General features: G+C 69.9%; 16 protein-coding genes. 6 read left to right on the top strand and 10 right to left on the bottom strand.

Going from position 1 to position 17,633, the window contains the following annotated elements; all coding sequences use genetic code 11:
* Positions 1–134: 134 nt before the first annotated feature.
* From hpt to dacB, 4 genes are all read right to left on the bottom strand, one after another.
* Positions 135–686 (bottom strand): hypoxanthine phosphoribosyltransferase, encoded by a 552-nt coding sequence (gene hpt, locus ACWEPL_RS17430; protein ID WP_350723776.1) that lies wholly within the window; start codon positions 684–686, stop codon positions 135–137.
* A gap of 10 nt (positions 687–696) precedes the next feature.
* Positions 697–1,701: a tRNA lysidine(34) synthetase TilS gene (tilS, locus tag ACWEPL_RS17425; protein ID WP_452436758.1), complete on the bottom strand. Its 1,005-nt coding sequence runs from the start codon at positions 1,699–1,701 to the stop codon at positions 697–699.
* Positions 1,702–2,063: 362 nt separating this feature from the next.
* Positions 2,064–3,140, bottom strand: coding sequence for a zinc-dependent metalloprotease (locus tag ACWEPL_RS17420; RefSeq protein ID WP_452436757.1), 1,077 nt, complete (start codon positions 3,138–3,140; stop codon positions 2,064–2,066).
* Between the two features lie 63 nt (positions 3,141–3,203).
* Positions 3,204–4,601 carry a D-alanyl-D-alanine carboxypeptidase/D-alanyl-D-alanine endopeptidase gene (gene dacB / locus ACWEPL_RS17415; protein WP_363978442.1) on the bottom strand — a complete coding sequence of 466 codons (1,398 nt, stop codon included), beginning with the start codon at positions 4,599–4,601 and terminating at the stop codon, positions 3,204–3,206.
* Positions 4,602–4,762: 161 nt separating this feature from the next.
* On the opposite strand from dacB, the gene ACWEPL_RS17410 reads away from it, so the two are divergent.
* Positions 4,763–5,254 (top strand): inorganic diphosphatase, encoded by a 492-nt coding sequence (locus tag ACWEPL_RS17410; RefSeq protein WP_185069348.1) that lies wholly within the window; start codon positions 4,763–4,765, stop codon positions 5,252–5,254.
* A 5-nt stretch (positions 5,255–5,259) separates the two neighbouring features.
* On the opposite strand, the gene ACWEPL_RS17405 is transcribed toward ACWEPL_RS17410, so the two are convergent.
* From ACWEPL_RS17405 to ACWEPL_RS17385, 5 genes are all read right to left on the bottom strand, one after another.
* On the bottom strand, positions 5,260–6,363 hold the full coding sequence (locus ACWEPL_RS17405) for a C40 family peptidase (protein ID WP_350723782.1): 1,104 nt from the start codon (positions 6,361–6,363) through the stop codon (positions 5,260–5,262).
* Positions 6,364–6,481: 118 nt separating this feature from the next.
* The gene (locus tag ACWEPL_RS17400; protein ID WP_452436756.1) at positions 6,482–7,888 is read right to left on the bottom strand and encodes an RNA polymerase sigma factor; all 1,407 of its coding nucleotides are present in this window, start codon (positions 7,886–7,888) and stop codon (positions 6,482–6,484) included.
* 84 nt (positions 7,889–7,972) lie between these two features.
* Positions 7,973–8,692: a hypothetical protein gene (locus ACWEPL_RS17395; RefSeq protein ID WP_452436755.1), complete on the bottom strand. Its 720-nt coding sequence runs from the start codon at positions 8,690–8,692 to the stop codon at positions 7,973–7,975.
* 154 nt (positions 8,693–8,846) lie between these two features.
* Positions 8,847–10,457: an ABC-F family ATP-binding cassette domain-containing protein gene (locus ACWEPL_RS17390; RefSeq protein ID WP_452436754.1), complete on the bottom strand. Its 1,611-nt coding sequence runs from the start codon at positions 10,455–10,457 to the stop codon at positions 8,847–8,849.
* Between the two features lie 88 nt (positions 10,458–10,545).
* Positions 10,546–11,499: a phage baseplate protein gene (locus ACWEPL_RS17385; protein ID WP_452436753.1), complete on the bottom strand. Its 954-nt coding sequence runs from the start codon at positions 11,497–11,499 to the stop codon at positions 10,546–10,548.
* Between the two features lie 177 nt (positions 11,500–11,676).
* Here ACWEPL_RS17385 and ACWEPL_RS17380 point away from each other — a divergent pair, with 177 nt between their 5' ends.
* From ACWEPL_RS17380 to ACWEPL_RS17360, 5 genes are all read left to right on the top strand, one after another.
* Positions 11,677–12,846, top strand: coding sequence for a DUF4185 domain-containing protein (locus tag ACWEPL_RS17380; protein WP_363977665.1), 1,170 nt, complete (start codon positions 11,677–11,679; stop codon positions 12,844–12,846).
* Positions 12,843–13,853: a DUF4432 family protein gene (locus ACWEPL_RS17375; RefSeq protein ID WP_452436752.1), complete on the top strand. Its 1,011-nt coding sequence runs from the start codon at positions 12,843–12,845 to the stop codon at positions 13,851–13,853. Before ACWEPL_RS17380 ends, ACWEPL_RS17375 begins: the two co-directional genes overlap by 4 nt.
* Before the next feature lie 67 nt (positions 13,854–13,920).
* A complete protein-coding gene (locus tag ACWEPL_RS17370; protein ID WP_363977659.1) occupies positions 13,921–14,691 on the top strand; it encodes an SDR family NAD(P)-dependent oxidoreductase in 771 nt (256 codons plus the stop codon).
* 218 nt (positions 14,692–14,909) lie between these two features.
* Complete coding sequence (locus tag ACWEPL_RS17365) at positions 14,910–15,329, top strand: peptidase inhibitor family I36 protein (RefSeq protein WP_363977656.1); 420 nt, start codon at positions 14,910–14,912, stop codon at positions 15,327–15,329.
* A 128-nt stretch (positions 15,330–15,457) separates the two neighbouring features.
* Complete coding sequence (locus ACWEPL_RS17360; protein ID WP_363977653.1) at positions 15,458–16,237, top strand: hypothetical protein; 780 nt, start codon at positions 15,458–15,460, stop codon at positions 16,235–16,237.
* Here ACWEPL_RS17360 and ACWEPL_RS17355 read toward each other — a convergent pair.
* Complete coding sequence (locus tag ACWEPL_RS17355; RefSeq protein WP_363977650.1) at positions 16,196–17,632, bottom strand: S10 family peptidase; 1,437 nt, start codon at positions 17,630–17,632, stop codon at positions 16,196–16,198. The genes ACWEPL_RS17360 and ACWEPL_RS17355 overlap by 42 nt on opposite strands.
* Between the last annotated feature and the right edge of the window lies 1 nt (position 17,633).

The raw sequence follows: 17,633 nt of genomic DNA, 5'->3' as shown, positions 1-17,633 counted from the left end.
GGGGGACACGCGGTCACCCTCCAGGAGTCTGAAGGTACACCGGCAGAGCGCACGGGGGGACCCGCCCGCTGCACCGGCCTTGCCCTATCAACGTACGTCACGGTGCGCGGTGTTCCCGGCCGAGGTCCAGATTGCTACTTGTAAACGTGTGGGGCGAGTGTGCCGATGAACGGCAGATTCCGGTATCGCTCGGCGTAGTCGAGGCCGTAACCGATGACGAACTCGTTGGGAATGTCGAACCCCACGTATTTCACATCGATCGGCACCTTCACCGCGTCGGGTTTCCGCAGCGCGGTGCAGATCTCAAGTGAGGCGGGATTACGCGACTTCAGGTTTTCCAACAGCCAGTGCAGGGTCAGGCCGGAGTCGATGATGTCCTCGACTATCAGCACGTCGCGGCCCAAGATGTCGGTGTCGAGGTCTTTCAGCACGCGTACGACGCCGGATGACTTCGTGCCCGCGCCGTACGACGACACCGCCATCCAATCCATTTGCACGGGCACGTGCAGGGATCTGGCCAGGTCGGCCATCACCATGACGGCGCCCTTCAGCACGCCCACGAGCAGCAAGTCTTTACCCGCGTAGTCCTCGTCGATCCGCCCGGCAAGCTCTTTGATCTTGGCCTGGAGCTTGTCCTCGGGAATGAGGACATTTTCCAGGTCATGGCCCATGTCGGCAGCGTCCACCTGTGGTTCCTTATGCGATGGGACTGATGGCGAGTATCAGGGTGCCATACCGCCGGACAGCGAACAGACCCCCGGGCAGGTCCACGGCCTTCTGCCCGCGCCAGCTCGTGACCAGCCGGTCCACGGCCAGCACGTGCGTGGCCGAGAGGGCTCCTGACGGGGTTCCCGCCGCGATGGCCGCCCGCCGCAGCACCCGCCGCCTGACGGCGTCGGGGAGCTTCTCCAGCTCTGGCAAGGCCAGTGTCACCGATCCCGGAATATCGCTAAGAGCGCAATTTTGGTACGCCGATTCGGCCCATTGATCGAGAGCGTCGGCGTCCTCCCGCGCCATCCCCGCGGTCCTCGCGAGCGCCTCGGCCACCCCGGGGCCCAATTCCGCCTCGAGGACGGGCAGGACCCTCCTTCGCACGCGGACCCTCGTGTAGCGGGGGTCCTCGTTGTGGGGGTCGTCCCAGGGGTCGAGCCCCATGGCCTCGCAGGCCCTGACGGTGGTGGCCCTGGGGATGTTCAGGAACGGCCTGCGGTAGCGCCCGCTGCGTGCCGCCATCCCGGACAGGGACCTGACGCCGCTCCCCCTGGCCAGGCCCAGGAGCACCGTCTCCGCCTGGTCGTCGCGGGTGTGCCCGAGCAGGACCGCCTCCGCCTGGAGCCGGTCCGCCGCCTGGGCCAGCGCGGCGTACCTCGCGTCCCGCGCCGCCGCCTCGGGGCCGCCCTCGGTGCCGACCGTGACGGTGAGCACCTCGGCCGGGCTCAGATCCAGCCGGCGGGCCCCGATGTCCGCGACCGTCCGGGCCCGCTCGGCCGAGCCGGGCTGAAGCTGGTGATCCACGGTGAGCAGCCCTGCCCTGAGGCCCGTCCTGGGCGCCACGAACGCCAGCGCCGCCGCCAGCGCCAGGGAGTCGGCCCCGCCGCTGCAGGCGGCCAGCACGAGCGCGCCTTTCTCGACGTCGGCCAGCGCCTCACGCACTGCCCGGCGCACGTCGGCTACGGCTGGATGTGGACCCACGGGTGCCATTCTCACCCCCCGCCGCCCACCCCAGCACCACGCGCGCTGCCCGTTGCCTGCGCCACCCGCGCCCGCCGCCAACCGTCCGCCGCCAGCGCCGCCCACCAGCGCCGCCCACCAACGCCCGCCACCTCCGCGGCCCGCCACCTGCGCCATGCCGCTCACCGGCGCGGGGCGCCGAACTCCCCCGCACCACGCCCTATCGGCGCGGCACCCCAAGGGGACGGAGCGTTGGCCTCATGCACCTGCATCACGAGGTACTTGCGCCACCCACCCACCGCCGGCCGCCTTCGCAGCCCGCTGGGCGGTCGCTGGCGTAAGGGGCCGGGGCGGGCCGGGAGGGTCAGGCCGGGAGGGTCAGGCCGGGAGGGTCAGGCCGGGAGGGCCGGGGTGCCGATGACGCGGCTGATCCAGGCGTCCGGGTCGGAGATCTCCGACGTCGTCGGAAGCGTCTCGGGAGAGGTCCAGATCTTGTTGAAGCCATCCATCCCCACCCGGTCCACCACCTTCCGCACGAACGCCGACCCCTCCGCGTACTGCTTCATCTTGAGGTCGATCCCCAGCAGCCGCCGCACCGTACGGTCGAGGCGGGAGCCGCCCTCCCGGCGCTGGGCGAACTTGGCGCGGATGTCGCCCACCGAGGGCACCACGGACGGGCCGACCGCGTCCATGACGTAGTCTCCGTGCCCCTCCACCAGGGTCATCACGGCCGTCAGGCGGTCGAGGATCTCCTTCTGCCCCGGCGACTGGATGGCGTCGATGAGGTTGCCCTCCCCGCCGCGCACCACGTCGGCCACCGTGTCGGCGGCGCTGCGGAGGCGTTCGAGCAGCGTGGGCAGGTCGAGGTCGGAGGCGAGCAGGAACTCGGTCATCTGCGACCGGACGTATTCGCGCAGCCACGGCACACCCGTGAACTGCACCCGGTGCGTCTCCTCGTGCAGGCACACCCACAGACGGAAGTCGTGCGGGTCGACGCCCATCTCGCGCTCGGCGTGGACGATGTTGGGGGCGACGAGCGTCAGCCGGCCCGCGGGCTCCTGGCCCGTGGGGTCGGGCGGGAGGAACAGCTCGTACTGCCCGAGGACCCGCGAGGCGAGGAAGGCCAGGACGGCCCCGACCTCGACGCCCGTGATGCGGGAGCCCACGGCGGTGACGATGGCGGGCGGCTGGTTGTCGCCGCCGCCCATGCGCTCCGTCAACGGCTCGAGCACCACGCGGAAGCCCTCGACGTTCGCCTTGATCCAGCCGGGCCGGTCGACGATGGTCGCGGCCTGCGGCGCGGCCTCCGCGTGGATCTTGGTGAACTCGCGCACGTGGCCCTCGGCCTCACGCGACAGGGTACGGAGCTCGGTGACGGCCTGCCTGGCCTCCTCCCGGCTCACTTGAGGACCGGGGCGCACCAGGCGCGTGCCGGTCGTGACGGCCAGATCCCAGTCGATCACCTGCATACCGTCCACCGTACGTGCTCGATGCCCAACCTGCGAAGGAGCGACCATCCCAGGGATCGCCGATCAGGACCTTGCCACGGTGGCGGCGAGGCGGTCGAGTACGGGTTCGGCCGTGACCGGGACGCGGTCCGCCATGAACGCGAAGGTCACCAGCCGCCCGTCCTTCGTGGTCGCCATGCCCGCCAGCGTGTTGACGTTGTTCAGCGTGCCGGTCTTGGCGCGTACGAGCCCCACCTGCCCCCTGCTGTCGCTGCCCGTGAACCGCCGGCCGTTCCCCAGCGTGCCGGAGAAGCCCGCGATCGGCATGCCGGAGGCGACGGCGTGCAGGTTGGGCTGGCTCGTGGAGCCGGCCATGGCGATCAGCTTGGCCAGGGCGCTGGGGCTGATGCGGTTGCGGGTGGACAGGCCGCTGCCGTCGGAGAGCGAGATCCCCTGCGCGGCCCCGAGCCGCTGGAGCACCGCCACAACCGCCTTGTTGCCCCCTTCGAACGACGCCTCCTGGCCTTCCTTGATGGCCACGTGCCTGGCCAGGGCCTCGGCCATGTCGTTGTCACTTCGGGTGAGCGTGTGCTCGACGAGGGAGTAGATCGGGGCGGAGTCCACCCGGCCCAGCTCGGGGGCACCTGCCGGGGCCTTGTCGGGCTTCACGGACCTGGAGACCGTGATCCCCTGCTTGGCCAGCAACTTGGCGAAGGCCGCGGCGGCGTACTGGGGCGGGTTGGCGACCCGGGGCTGATGGAAACGGGGATTCTGGCGGCCTTCGTCGATGGTCAAGGCGTAGACGGGAGCGACCTCGCCGTCCGGGACGTAGTTCGGCTTCCAGCCGGGCGCGATCGGTGAACCGACGAACAACGAGGTGTCGTACGAAAGGGTGATTTTTCGAACGTTTTGCGACTTGAGGGTGGCGGCCGTGCGGGCCGCCAGGGTGGCCAGGCTGGCCTGCTTCGGGTACGTCGGTTTCGCCGACGGGCCGGCCAGCATCGGGTCGCCGCCTCCGACCAGGATGGCCGTGCCCGGCTTCGCGCCCTGGACGACCCTGGTGGACAGACGCGTGTCCGGGCCGAGGGAGGCGAGGGCCGCGGAACACGTGACGATCTTCGTGGTCGAGGCCGGGACGATGGGGACGTCGGCGTTGGCGGCGAAAATCCGTTCGCCGGTGGCCGCGTCGAGCACCACCGCACCCACATGAGAGCCGAGCGCTTCGTCACCCAGGGCGCTGGTGAGCTGGCGCGTCAAAGTACCCTTAGTCGGGAGAGGTCCGCCCCCTGACTTCACCGAAAGCTGGGCCAGCACAGGCCCTGAGGTGACCACGGGGACGGAGGAAGACCCTTCCGGCGGGGACGCCGTCGGCTTGGTCGGTGGAGACTGCCTCGTCAACGCGCCCAGGCTGAAGTCGGTGGTCATCGCGTAAACGCCGATGACGATCGTCAGGGCCTGCAGCACGGCGAGAGTGGTCAACATCACCCACCGGTCGTGCCGCGCCACGTCGTCTGCCTCTCTCCTGTGTTCGCCTACGAGACATTAACGCCCAACCGGGGGTCCCCGGGGGCTTGAGTGCGGGAGACGAAGCCGAACCAGGCACTGCCCGGTGAAGCGGAATCGGCCCATGAGAAAGGACCGCGGTGGAGTTCGACGTCGTCGTTGAGATTCCGAAGGGGAATCGGAACAAGTACGAAGTGGACCACGAGACCGGGAAGATCAGGCTCGACAGGCTCCTGTTCACCTCCACGCAGTACCCCGCCGACTACGGCTTCATCGAGAACACCCTCGGCGAGGACGGCGACCCGCTGGACGCGCTGGTGCTGCTGCAGGAGCCGACCTTCCCCGGGTGCTACATCACCTGCCGGGCGGTGGGCATGTTCAGGATGACGGACGAGAAGGGCGGAGACGACAAGGTCCTCTGCGTCCCCTCGACCGACCCGCGAATGCACCACATCCAGGACATCCATCACGTGTCGGAGTTCGACCGCCTGGAGATCCAGCACTTCTTCGAGGTCTACAAGGACCTGGAGCCGGGCAAGTCCGTCGAGGGCGCCAACTGGGTCGGCCGCATCGAGGCCGAGGCCGAGATCGAGCGTTCCTTCCGCCGGGCCAAGGAGGAGGGTCACCACTGACCCCCTCAGCGGGGCCTGGTGGCGCCCACCAGGTCCCCGCGCCAGATCGAGGCGACCCGTACGACGTCGCCGGTCTGCGGCGCGTGCACCATCTGACCGTTGCCGACGTAGATCCCGACGTGGTGGATGGTGCCCGGGTCGCTGCTGACATAGCCGAAGAACAGCAGGTCGCCCCGTCTGAGCTGGTCCAGCGGCACGTGCGGGCCCGACGTCCACTGGGTGCCCGTCCAGTGGTCCAGCTGTATGCCCACCTTCTCCCAGGCCCGCATCACGAGCCCTGAGCAGTCGTACGTGTCCGGGCCCGCGGCCGCCCACACGTACGCCTTGCCCAGCTGGGTCAGCGCCCAGTCGGCCGCCACGTCCCCCATGGCCGAGCCGCCGGTGGCCATGCTCTGCAGCGCCGCGGCCCGCTGCCTGGCCAGCAGCTCCGCGCGGGTGCGCGCCGCGTCCACCCGGCGCTGGAGGACCACCGTACGGGCCTGCAGCTCCGTCGTCTCCTGCCGCTGCCGGGCCACCGCCTGCTCGGCCACGGTCTTGGCCAGCGCGACCCGCTCCGAGAGGACCCGGTGGGCGGCGTAGGCGTTCGCGGCCTGCGTACGCAGGATGGCGGCCACCTCCTGCGCGTCGCGCATGCTGCCGAGGGTCGCCGACTGCTCGCTCCTCATCTGCGCCAGCAGGCCCGCTCTGCGCAGGACACCCTCTCGGTCGCCCTGATCGACGATCATGCTGACGACCGGGGTCATCAGCCCCAGCCCGCCGTAGCTCTGCGCCGCAAGCAGCGCGACGGCCTGCCTGGCCCGCTCGACCTCCGCGTCCGCCGATGCCAGCCGCGCCCTGGCCTGCGCGTAGGTCTGGTCGGCCTGCTGCAGCCTGACCAGCTCGCCGTTGTACGCCTCCACCAGCCGCTCCACCGCGGCCGCCATCCCGTCCAACCGCGCCTGCGCGGTGGCCAGGTGGGCGCTGGCCGCCCCCAGCTCCCGCGAACGGTCCTGCGCGGCCTGCCGGGCCTTGCGCACCTCCCGCGAGGAGGGGACGGGGTCGGCCACGACGGGCGGGCACAGAGCGACGACCAGGCAGCACACGAGGAGCCCGGCCCGGAATGCGCGCATTGGTCCCCCCGGAAACGCATGGTTACTCTATGCACACAGTTCCCGGCAATTCACTCACGTAACGTGATCGCGGCTCGCAGATTCAGACGAGGGCGGCATCAAGCCCCCGGTGGACCGGTCAGCCGGTGGTGGTGGGTGAGGGGGCTTCGGTGGGGGTGGTCGTGGCGGGTGGGGTGGGGGTCTGGGTGGGGGTTTGGACCGGGGTGGGGGTCGGGGTGGGGCAGGGGGTTCGGGTGCCGGGGGCGGAGGGTGGCGGGTTGTCCTCATGCGGTGGGCCGCCCGCCGGTGGCCGGTGCGTCGGCGGGGACGGTGGAAGCTGGGGGACGTACGTCGGGGGTTGCCAGTCCGAGGGCGGAGGAGGGTCGGAGGGGTCGTGGGAGGCGGGCGCCTCGGCCTCAGGCGAGGAGCGTACGGAGTCGCGGACCGGCGCGACGGACGGCACCAGCATCGGGACGCCGGTGACGCCGATCGGACGGGTGGTCCTGCTGTCCAGGACGGGATCGCCCGTCACCACCACGTCCGGGGAGTCGGAGCGCCAGGGCAGGTGGATGGCGGGCGGCTCGCCCGTGGCCGGGAACGCGGCCGTCGCCACCCCCGACACCCCGCCCTCCTCGGTCTCGAACTGATGGAAGATCAGCGCTATCGCCACCACGGCCGCGACCGCCGCCAGCGCGCCTGCCAGCGCCTTAGGCCACCCTCGAACGTTCCTGTCCGCGGGAACGGGAAATCCGGCGGCGCCGAGGTTGCCCGTACGCCTGGCGACGTAACGGCGGTACGGCAGGAGTTCGGGGTCGACGAAGCAGCTCATCACCCGCAGGCGGAGCGTGTCGGGCAGGGTCTGCTGGGGCAGCAGGCCGAGGACCTTGGCGGGCGACACCTCGCGGGTGCGGTGCGGCGCGCAGGTCTCGCAGCGCCGCAGGTGCCGGACCAGGCGCTCGCGCATCTCCTGGGTCAGCTCGCCGGAGAACCCGGCCAGGATCGCGGCCCGCTGCGGGCAGTCGTACGGCCCCTTCAAGGCGAGGATCTCGGCGGTGATCGCGTCGCGCAGCCGCTCGCGCGCCCCCTCCAGGACCTGCTCGACCTGCCGCGTCCCCAGCACCTGGGCCAGCTCCGGCGCGGGCAGCGAGTGCCGGTACGTGAGCTCCAGGGCCTCGCGGTCGGCGACGGGCAGGCTCTGGACGGCGTTCCAGGCCATGACCCGCAGGTCGGCGTCGGCCGCGTCGTGCGGCGGCGGCGCCTTGGCCAGGGCCTCGGCGGACCCCGGCGGCGCGGCGGCCCGGCGGCGCAGGCACTCGGCGCGGGCCAGCGCGTACAGCCAGGTGCGCAGCCGGTCCGGGTCGGCCAGCGCGCCCGCGTGCGCCTCCGCCGCGATGAGGGTGTCGCGGAGCGCCACCTGGGCGCTGTCCGCGTTCAGCAGGAGGGACCAGCAGTAGCGGTAGACGCTCTCCGCGTACGTGTCATAGAGCGCGGCGAGCGCGCCCGGGTCACGGGCGCGGAGTGCTTCGACCAGGACGCGGTCATTCATATGACCGAAGGTAATTGATTGGTAACTAGTAGTTCTACCGCTTTCGGGGTGTCGGTATAACAACGCCTTTGGATTTTACCCAATTCATTGTTTATGCTCCGACACGACCTGTGTGCTCCGGTCTACCGAGAACGGCTCGGTCACCGGCTTGACGGTATGGACCGGTGCGGCTCCGGCGAGCGCCAGCTCCTCGTAGGGACGGCCGGTCGAGCCCCAGGTCCTGGCCGTGATGTCGGTCCTCGCGACCTTTGTCCCTTGGGGCAGCCCTGACACGGTGAGGATGAATCGCGGCGGGCTTCCGGCTTTGACATCGTCCACGAATGTGCTCCCGCCGCCGAGGAGTTTGCCCGCTTTGTCGCGCAGCAGCGCGTTCACGACGAGGCTGCTGGCCGACATTTGATAGGGATTGCCGACATATCCAGTAATAAGGTATGAGCCGTCTTTCTGGGGCAATGTCTGGACTCGGCTCACAGGGAACCGCTGGAACGCGGAGGGAATCCGCGCCGCCGCCCGCCAGCGCGCGGGACGGTACTGGATCGTCACCTTCGCCGGCTTCTCGGATGCGGTGGCCTGGCCGGTGAAGGCCAGCGAACCGCCCGGCGGCACGGCGTCGAGCGGCTGGTCCATCCTGACCACCTCGGTGCCCTTGGCGTCGTGTCCGACGATCGTGGCCACCACGTGCTCGCCGAAGTGCCACGGGTTGGCGTTGCTGAGCACACCCGCCCAGGTGACGGCGTACCCGTCGGCGGATTTGACGATATTGGAGACCTGCTCCTTGAGCGCAAGGGGCTTGAGCTCTTGCACGGGTCGCTTCTCGCTCGCGCACCCGGAGAGGCAGATCGCCCCGAGTGCGCAGAGTGCGAGCAGGCTGACGGTTCGGCTGCGCGGGATCACTTTGCCGTGATAACCCGTGCATGGGCACGGCTGGCAGAGGACACGCGCCAGGCGTACCAACTCTTTAACGGGGACGTACGACCCTGGCCTCGTCCCAAACGGGCTCGGACGACTCGTAGACCGTGCCGTCGGAGCCGAAGACCAGGTAGCGATCGAAGTCGGCGGCGAACCAGCGGTCGTGGGTGACCGCCACGACCGTGCCGTCGAACGCGTCGAGGCCGGCCTGCAGCGCCTCCGCACTGGCCAGGTCGAGGTTGTCGGTCGGCTCGTCGAGCAGCAGCAACGTGGCCCCGGACAGTTCGAGCAGCAGGATCTGCAGCCGGGCCTGCTGCCCGCCGGAGAGCGTGTCGAACCGCTGTTCGGCGATCAGCCCCGCCAGCTCGTAGCGGGCCAGCGTCTTCATGGCCTCGTTCTTGAGCTTGGCGTGCTCGGTCATGACGATCTCGACCGGGGTGCGGCCGAGCAGGTCGGGCCTGGCGTGCGTCTGGGCGAAGTGGCCGGGGACCACGCGGGCGCCGAGCTTGGCGACCCCCTCGTGGTTGACCGGCTCTCCGGCCAGCAGGCGCAGGAAGTGGGACTTGCCCGAGCCGTTGGAGCCGAGGACCGCGACGCGTTCGCCGTACCAGACCTCCAGGTCGAACGGGCTCATGAGACCGGTGAGCTCGAGCACCTCGCAGATGATCGCGCGCTTGCCGGTGCGGCCTCCCCTGAGGCGCATCTTGATGTTCTGGTCGTTGGGGGGCGTCTCGGGCGGGCCCGCCTCCACGAACTTGCGCAACCGGGTCTGGGCGGCGTGGTAGGGGGCGGCCATGCCGTCGTTGTATCTCGCCTTGTTCTTGAGCATGTTGACCAGGGCCTTGAGCTTGGCGTGCTCTTCGTCCCAGCGCCTGCGCAGCTCGTCGAGGCGTTCGTTGCGGGCCTTGCGGGCCTCGGCGTACGTGCCGAACCCGCCGCCGTGGATCCAGATGTTGCCGGACTCGACGGTCACGATGCGGTCGGCCGCGTTCGCCAGGAGCTGGCGGTCGTGGCTGACCAGCAGCACGGTCTTGGGCGTCTCCCTGAGCTGCTGCTCCAGCCACTCCTTGCCGGGGACGTCGAGGTAGTTGTCGGGCTCGTCGAGCAGCAGCGTCTGGTCGGGGCCGCGCAGCAGCGCCTCCAGGACGAGCCGCTTCTGCTCGCCGCCGGACAGCGTGGACACGTCCCGATATTTCACCCTTTCGTACGAGACGCCGAGCGCGGCCACCGTACACGTGTCCCACAACACCTCGATGTCGTAGCCACCCGCGTCGGTGTAGTCGCTGATGGCCTGCGCGTAACGCATCTGCGTCTTCTCGTCGTCGCGCTCCATCATGACCAGCTCGGCCGCGTCGAGCCGCTCGGCCGCCTTGCGCACCGCCGGCGGGGCGACGCCGAGCAGCAGGTCGCGCACGCTGCTCCCGTCGCGCACGCTGCCGATGAACTGCCGCATCACGCCCAGCCCGCCGGAGCTCGCCACGCTGCCGTCGACCGGCTGGAGGTCACCGGCGATCAGCCGCATGAGCGTGGTCTTGCCCGCGCCGTTGGGCCCGACGAGCGCCGCTTTGACGCCTTCGCCGATCCGGAAGGACACGTCGTTGAGCAGGGGCCGCCCGTCGGGCAGCACGTACGTGAGATGTCCTACTTCGACGTGGCCCATCCCGGCAGGCTACCGGGCCCCTTCCGGCGCGGTCACCACATTTTCCGCCGCTCAGCCGGCCGCGACACCGCGCAGAAGGGCCGTCTCCTCAGACGAGGGCGGACTTGTAGAAGATGCTGGCCTTGCGGGCCCCCGCGACGCCCGAGGCGAGGCCGAGGCACAGCCTGGGCCGTCCCGAGACGATCTGGATCGCCATGCCCTCCGGCTCGCGGTAGTCCAGGGACTTGCCCGCCTGGCTGAGCGAGCGCTGGACCTTGGCGCCCGTGCGCAGGTCGACGCAGGTGATGTACGTGTTGCCCGGCGCGGGGTTGGAGGAGCCGTAGGCCGTGCCGTCGAGCAGGTAGAGGTAGTTGCCGTAAGCCGTGTAGCCCTGGAAGACGCCCAGGCCGGACGGCTGCGCGACGTCGTACAGCTTCTTGGCCGTGCCCGCCTTGACCGCCGCCAGCGAGTACGCCACGAACCGCGCCTGGCCGCCGACCCGGCAGCGCATGATCAGCCGGTTGGTGGACGGGTCGATGGCGCAGGTGGTGCTGGTCGCGCCCGAGATCAGGGTGTACTTGGTGAGCGCCGAGGACGACGGCGTGAGCGTCTGGCCGTTGACGAACTTGAACCTCGCCAGCCTCCGCCCCCACGCGTTCCCCGAGCCGTCGGCGACCGCGTCGGTCTCCGTCCACAGGTAGGCGGAGCTGCCCGACGGCTCGACGCCGATCTGCACGCCGTGGCCGAAGCCCTTGAGGTACATGTGGCCGAGCACCGATCCGGACAGGCTCAGCTTGGTCACGCAGAGATCCCCGGCCGCCGCCGAGCCCGAGCCGTTCTTCAGCTGGGCCAGGTAGATGTGCCCGTGGGTGTTGTCGAAGGCGAACGACTGCAGCACGGTCTCGTCGTACAGCGCCTTCTTCCAGATCAGCTGGTCGGCGGGCGCCGCCAGGTCGAACCGGCCCGCTGCGGAGGCGGCGGCCGCCGCCGTCTCCGTGCCTGCCAGAGCCGCCGCCGCGGCTCCGGCGCCGACCTTGAGCAGATCTCGGCGAGTGACCGGCATACGACCCCCATAACGGATATTTACGGATATTTCAGGAAGTCACTCACCCTAGTGCAGCTCGCTGAGGATCACCTCCGAACTCCAACGATCTGATTCAGCCGAGTGTGAGAGGGCCCTAGACAGTAAGTGATCTAATGACTAGAACTGTAGGGAACTTCCCTCCCCCAAGGACGAGTGATGACGCGATTCCGCTCCGCCTTAGCACCCCTCGCCATCGCGTTGGCCGGCCTGACGGCCGTACCGCAGCAAGCCTGGGCCGCCCCGCCCAAACCCGTCCCCTCGGTGGCCCAGCAACAGCAGCCACCGGCCGCACCGAAGGCCGCGTGCGGCCCGACCGTCAAGGCAACCACGACCGACGCCCGCCTGACCAGCCTTTTCACCAACTACGGCAACGACAACAGCCGGCTGGACGACTGGACGGGCGCCGACGGCACCTACTCGGTCAAGCTGCCGAACGGCAAGGAGTTGTGGATCTTCTCCGACACGTTCCTCGGCCGGGTGAACGCCGACGGCTCGCGCCCGCCCGTGGTCGGGGAGGGCGGGGACACGGTCTTCCTGAACAACTCCTTCGCCGTCGAGCGCGACGGCAGGCTGTCCACGATCCACGACGGCACCGCCGCCGCGCCGACCGCCGTCATGCCTCCGCGCGACCAGAACCACTGGTACTGGGCCGGCGACGCGACGGTGGCCGGCGGGCTCGTGGAGGTCACCTACCAGGAGTACGAGCGCTACGGCACCGGCGCGTGGGACTGGCGCTGGCACCGGAACGTGGTGGCCAGGTTCGCCCCGGGCCGGCTGAACGCGCCCGTCAGCGTCACCGACCTGCCGTCCGGGCACGGCGTGGCGTGGGCCTCCGCGATCCTGAAGGACGGCGGATACACCTACGTGTACGGCGTCGAGGACCTCGGCTCCCCCAAGTACATGCACGTCGCCAGGGTCAGCGGGCAGAGCCTGCTGGGCACGTGGGAGTTCCTGAAGGCGGACGGCACCTGGTCCCCGAACGAGGCCGACTCGGCGCGCGTCATGAGCGGCGTCGCGAACGAGTACAGCGTCACCAAGGTCGGATCCGGATATGTCCTGATCACGCATGACACGACCGAAGTGCTGAGCCCCAACATCGTGGCCTACACCTCGTGCTCCCCGTTCGGCCCGTTCACCGGCAAGCAGCACGTCTACACGACCCCCGAGACCAAGGGGAACATCTTCACCTACAACGCCCACGCTCATCCCGAGGTCGCGGGCAACGGTCTCGTGATCTCCTATAACGTCAACAGCTTCGTGAACACCGACCACTACCGGGACGTGACCATCTACCGGCCGAGATTCCTGGATGTGACCTTCCAGTGAGGCGTAACTGGGCGGCCCGCCTGCGGCCCGTCACGATCGACGGGCTGCGGGCGGTCGTGCTGGAGAACGAGCGGCTACGCGTGACCGTCCTGCCGGACAAAGGCGGCGATGTGCTGGAATTTCTGCACAAGCCCACCGACACGGACTTCGTCTGGCTCTCCCCGCAGGGCCTGCGCAACCCGCACGACCACCTCCAGGGCGCGGCCGACGACGTCGCCCAGTTCATCGACCACTACGAGGGCGGCTGGCAGGAGGTCTTCCCGAACGGCGGCGCGCCCAGCGAGTATCGGGGCGCGCGGCTGGCGCAGCACGGGGAGGTCTCCGGGCTGCCGTGGCGCTGCGAGGTCGTGGCCGACTCCGAGGAGGAGGTCGCGGTACGGCTCAGCGTACGGACGCGGCGGCTCCCGTACCGGATGGAGAAGGTCTTCAGGCTCAGGTCGGGCACGGCGGCGCTGGAGATCGAGGGCCGGGCCACCAACGAGGCCGATCTCCCGCTGCACGCCATGTGGGGGCAGCACATCGTGTACGGCCTGCCGTTCCTGCGTCCCGGCGCCCGGATCAGGCTGCCGGAAGGCGTCAAGGTGATCCCCCACGAAAGCGCGATAAATCCGGCGGGCCGCCGGGTCCGGGCAGGCGGGCCGTGGGAGTGGCCCGTCGTCCCGGCCGACGGCGGCGGCGAGACCGACCTGAGCGTGGTGCAGGAGCCGGGGTCGCCGAGCGACATCGTCTACCTGACGGGCTTCGACGAGGGTTGGTACGAAATTTCGGGGGATATCGGTATGCGGGTGGAGTGGGATGCGACTCTCCTGCCGTACCTGTGGATGTGGCAGGAGCTCGGCGCGTCCACCGGCTACCCCTGGTGGGGACGGGCGTACACGCTGGGGCTCGAACCGTTCTCCAGCATGCCGACCGACGGCCTGGCCGCCGCGGTGGACAACGGCACGGCCCTCGTCCTGGGCCCGCACGAGACGAAGGTGTTGAGAATGCGCGCGGAGGTTCTGGCGTGAGTGAGCGTAGCAAACGAACAATTAGACGCAGTAGTGAATCACTCATGCGCCCGACGAAGGAGGGCGCATGAGTGAGTTCAGCGGGAAAGTGGCGCTGGTCACGGGTGGTTCGATGGGCATCGGGCGGGCCGTGGTGGACCGGCTGGCCGACGGCGGGGCATCCGTGGTGTTCTGCGGGGTCGACAAGGACGCGGCGCTCGATACCGAGAGCGTCACCGGCGTGGTCGCCGACGTGCGCCGGGCCGGCGACATGCGCGACCTGGTGGACCTGGCCGTGACCAGGTACGGCGGGCTCGACGTCGTCGTCACCTGCGCGGGCGTGCAGCGCTACGGCACGGTCGAGGACACCCCGGAGGAGGTCTGGGACGAGGTGCTCGACATCAACCTCAAGGGCGTCTACCTCACCTGCAAGGCGGCCGTCCCCAAGCTGAGGGCCCGCGGCGGCGGCTCGATCGTGATCATGTCGTCGGTGCAGGCGTTCTCCTCGCAGGCGCAGGTGGCCGCCTACACCGCGAGCAAGGCCGCGCTCAACGGCCTGACCAGGGCCATGGCGCTCGACCACGCCGCCGACGGCATCCGGGTGAACGTGGTCTGCCCGGGCTCGGTGGACACCCCGATGCTGCGCTGGGCGGCGGACCTGTGGCGGGGCGACCTGTCGCAGGAGGAGCAGGTCGCGCAGTGGGGCCGCTCCCACCCGCTGGGCCGGGTGGGCCGCCCTGAGGAGGTGGCCGAGCTGGTGGCGTTCCTGGCGGGGCCGCGCTCGTCGTTCATCACCGGGGCCGAGCACCGGGTGGACGGCGGCCTGCTCGCGCAGAATCCGGCTGCCCTTCCCGAATAGCCCACAGGTTCCCCTGGGGGCGTACCAAAGCTGGCAAGTGTTGTGTCAACGCGAGGAACTTGCAGGTCGTACCACTGATACCAGTGGTCCTCGGCGTGCCGGGCACGCGACCCGATCCGCGGGCGCGCAGCCCTTGATCGTGCGGCGAGTCATAGCGGCTCGTGATCGATCTTGCACGTTAGGTTACGAGGTCGAAACGACTCACCGAGGAGAGACCTGTGAGGCTATCGAGAAAGGCCGCCGGCATCGTCGCCGCGGCCGCGCTGTTGACCGCGGTCGTGCCGGCCACCGCAGCGGTGGCCAGCCCCCGCTCGACCTGCTACGGCGGTCGAGTCTGCCTGTACGCCAGCTTCGACTACAACCGCGGTCAGGTCGACCACTGGCGTGACTTCATCGAGGACGACTCGGACTTCGCCGACAACAACTGGCTGAACTGGGACTTCAGCAACTCCTGGGAGACCATGGACAACGAGACCAGCTCTGTCAGGAACCGCATCGGCTGCAGCGCCACCCTCTGGCAGCACCCGGGGTACACGGGAGCCCACAGCACGTTCATGCACAACTCGAACGACGGCTTCCTGGCGAACAACGCCATCGGCAACAACCGCGCCAGCGCGCTCGACATCTGGTGCCGCTGAGCAGTAACGGGAGTGCCGGTTTCCGGGCTTGGCCGCCGGAAACCGGCTGTCGCGGACTCCTCGCGGGCGCACTGCTGCTGACCACGGTCACGGCCTGCGCCGCCGACGAGCCCGCGCCGCGAGCGCCGGTGAAAGGCGTCTCCTCGGTGTCGGAGCTGGTGCTGCCGTTCGACGCCTACAAGACCACTCCCGAGCAGCGGGCCGTCCTGGGCAACGCCCACAACCAACTCGTCGTGCAGTGCATGCGCAAGCAGGGCATCACGATCGACCCACCCGCGGAGGACGCCGCCGCCCTCGCCGCGGTGGACCCCGGCAACTCCCGCCGTTACGGCGTGGCCGACATCGAGGCGGCCAGGACCTACGGCTATCACCTCGCCCGGCCGCCCTCGCCCGACACCACGGGCGCCTGGGCCGGCAAGCTCCCCAAACCCGCCCGGCACCGCCTGTACGGCACCGCCGCCGACCGCGGCTGCCTGGACCGGGCCACGCTCACCCTGGACAAGGGCTCGACGAAGGCCGACTGGCCGTGGCTGGCCCTCCAGGACTCGCTCACGCTGGAGCAGGCCGCCAAGGATCCGTCCGTGACGGCGGCCGCCAAGCGCTGGGAGACGTGCATGGGCCAGGCGGGCGAGTCATACCCGGCTCCCGAGGCCGCCATCGCCGACAGCCGCTGGGACCTGGACAAGCCTGCCGTCAGCGAGGACGAGAAGCAGACCGCGACCGCCGACACGACCTGCAAGTGGTCGTCGGGCCTGGTGGCGGCCTGGTTCACGGCCGACGCGGAGCTCCAGCGGGCGGTCGTCCGGGACAACCCCGACCGCTTCGCCGCGCTCCGCGACAACCTCAAACAGCGCCTGGCCCGGGCCTCAGCCCTGCTGACCGAGCACGAAGGCGGCCAGGTCGGCTGACTGCCGGAGCCTGCTCGGCTCGTGGACGTACATCATGTGGCCGGCCTCGTAGTACCTGAACTCGACGTTGGCGGCCAGCTCCGCGGGCACGGGCAGGTGCGCGAACGCGTGCTCGGCGGCGTAGTACGGCGTCGCGCCGTCGTGGTAGCCGCAGGCCACGTGCACGCGCAGGTGCGGGTTGGCCCGCATCGCGTCGGCCAGCTTGTCGACCACCGCGACGTGGGCGCCCTCGAACTCCTTGAACGACCACGGGTGCACCCGCGACGTGAGCACCTCGTACGGCAGGTCGTTGGCGTAGCCCAGCTCGGCGCGCAGGTAGTGGTTGAGCGCGGCGCTGTAGGGGCCCATGATCGCGTTCATGCTCGGGTCGGCGGAGAAGTGCTCGCGCCCCGAGTCGGGGTCCCAGCCGGTGAACCGGCCGTCGAGGCGGCCGACCACCTGGCGGCGCGAGCGCAGCACCTCGGTGAAGAACCTGATGTGCTCGATCCGCAGGTCCACGCGGTCGACGTAGTCCTCGCTCAGCCCGGTCAGCGCGGCGACCGTGGAGACGGCGGCCGAGCGCTCCTCACCGGTGAGGCGGTTGCCGCGGGCCAGCGCCCACGGGTAGTCGCGCTCGGCGTACGCCTCGGCCTCGCGCAGCACGTCGGGCAGCGGCCGGTCACCGTGCAACCCGTGATAGTGCGCAATAGCGGCATAAGTCGGCAAGTAGAGGGCGTAGGACAGGTCGTTGCCCTGGTTGAAATCCCCGGTGATGAAGTCGAGCACCGAGGAGATCAGCATCACGCCGTTGAGGTACATGCCGTACCGCGACTGCAGGTGGTCCGCCAGCCCGGCCGCCCTGACCGTCCCGTACGACTCCCCCGCCAGGAACTTCGGCGACATCCACCGCCCGTTCCTGGTGGTCCACAACCGGATGATCTCCCCGACGGACTCGATGTCGCCGGTGAAGCCGTGGTACGGCTCCGGCTTCTCGCCCTCGGCCGCCCGCGAGTAGCCCGTCGAGACCGGGTCGATGAAGACCAGGTCGCTCACGCTCAGCAGGCTCTCCTCGTTGTCGGCCAGCCCGTAAGGGGGAGGCAGGAGCGCGCCCGCGTCCCCCATCACGACCCGGCGCGGCCCGAGCACGCCCAGGTGCAGCCACACGCTCGACGATCCCGGGCCGCCGTTGAACGCGAACGTGACCGGCCTGCTCAGCGGCTCGGCCCCGTCGAGCGTGTACGAGGTGACGAACATCTCGGCCTTGGGCCGCAGGCCCCCGAACTTGCCGTCGTCGATCACCTCCTCGCGCAGCACCATGGTGCCGGTGGTGGCGGTGTACGCCTGCCCGGACGGCAGCGTGTGCGAGGTGGTGACGAGATTGTCAGCCGGCGGGGCCGGCTGGGTTTCTTCCGACATG

Source organism: Nonomuraea sp. NPDC004186 (assembly GCF_053603495.1).
Note: the sequence above shows the minus strand (reverse complement) of the source record. Positions and strands in the feature narration are given on the sequence as shown.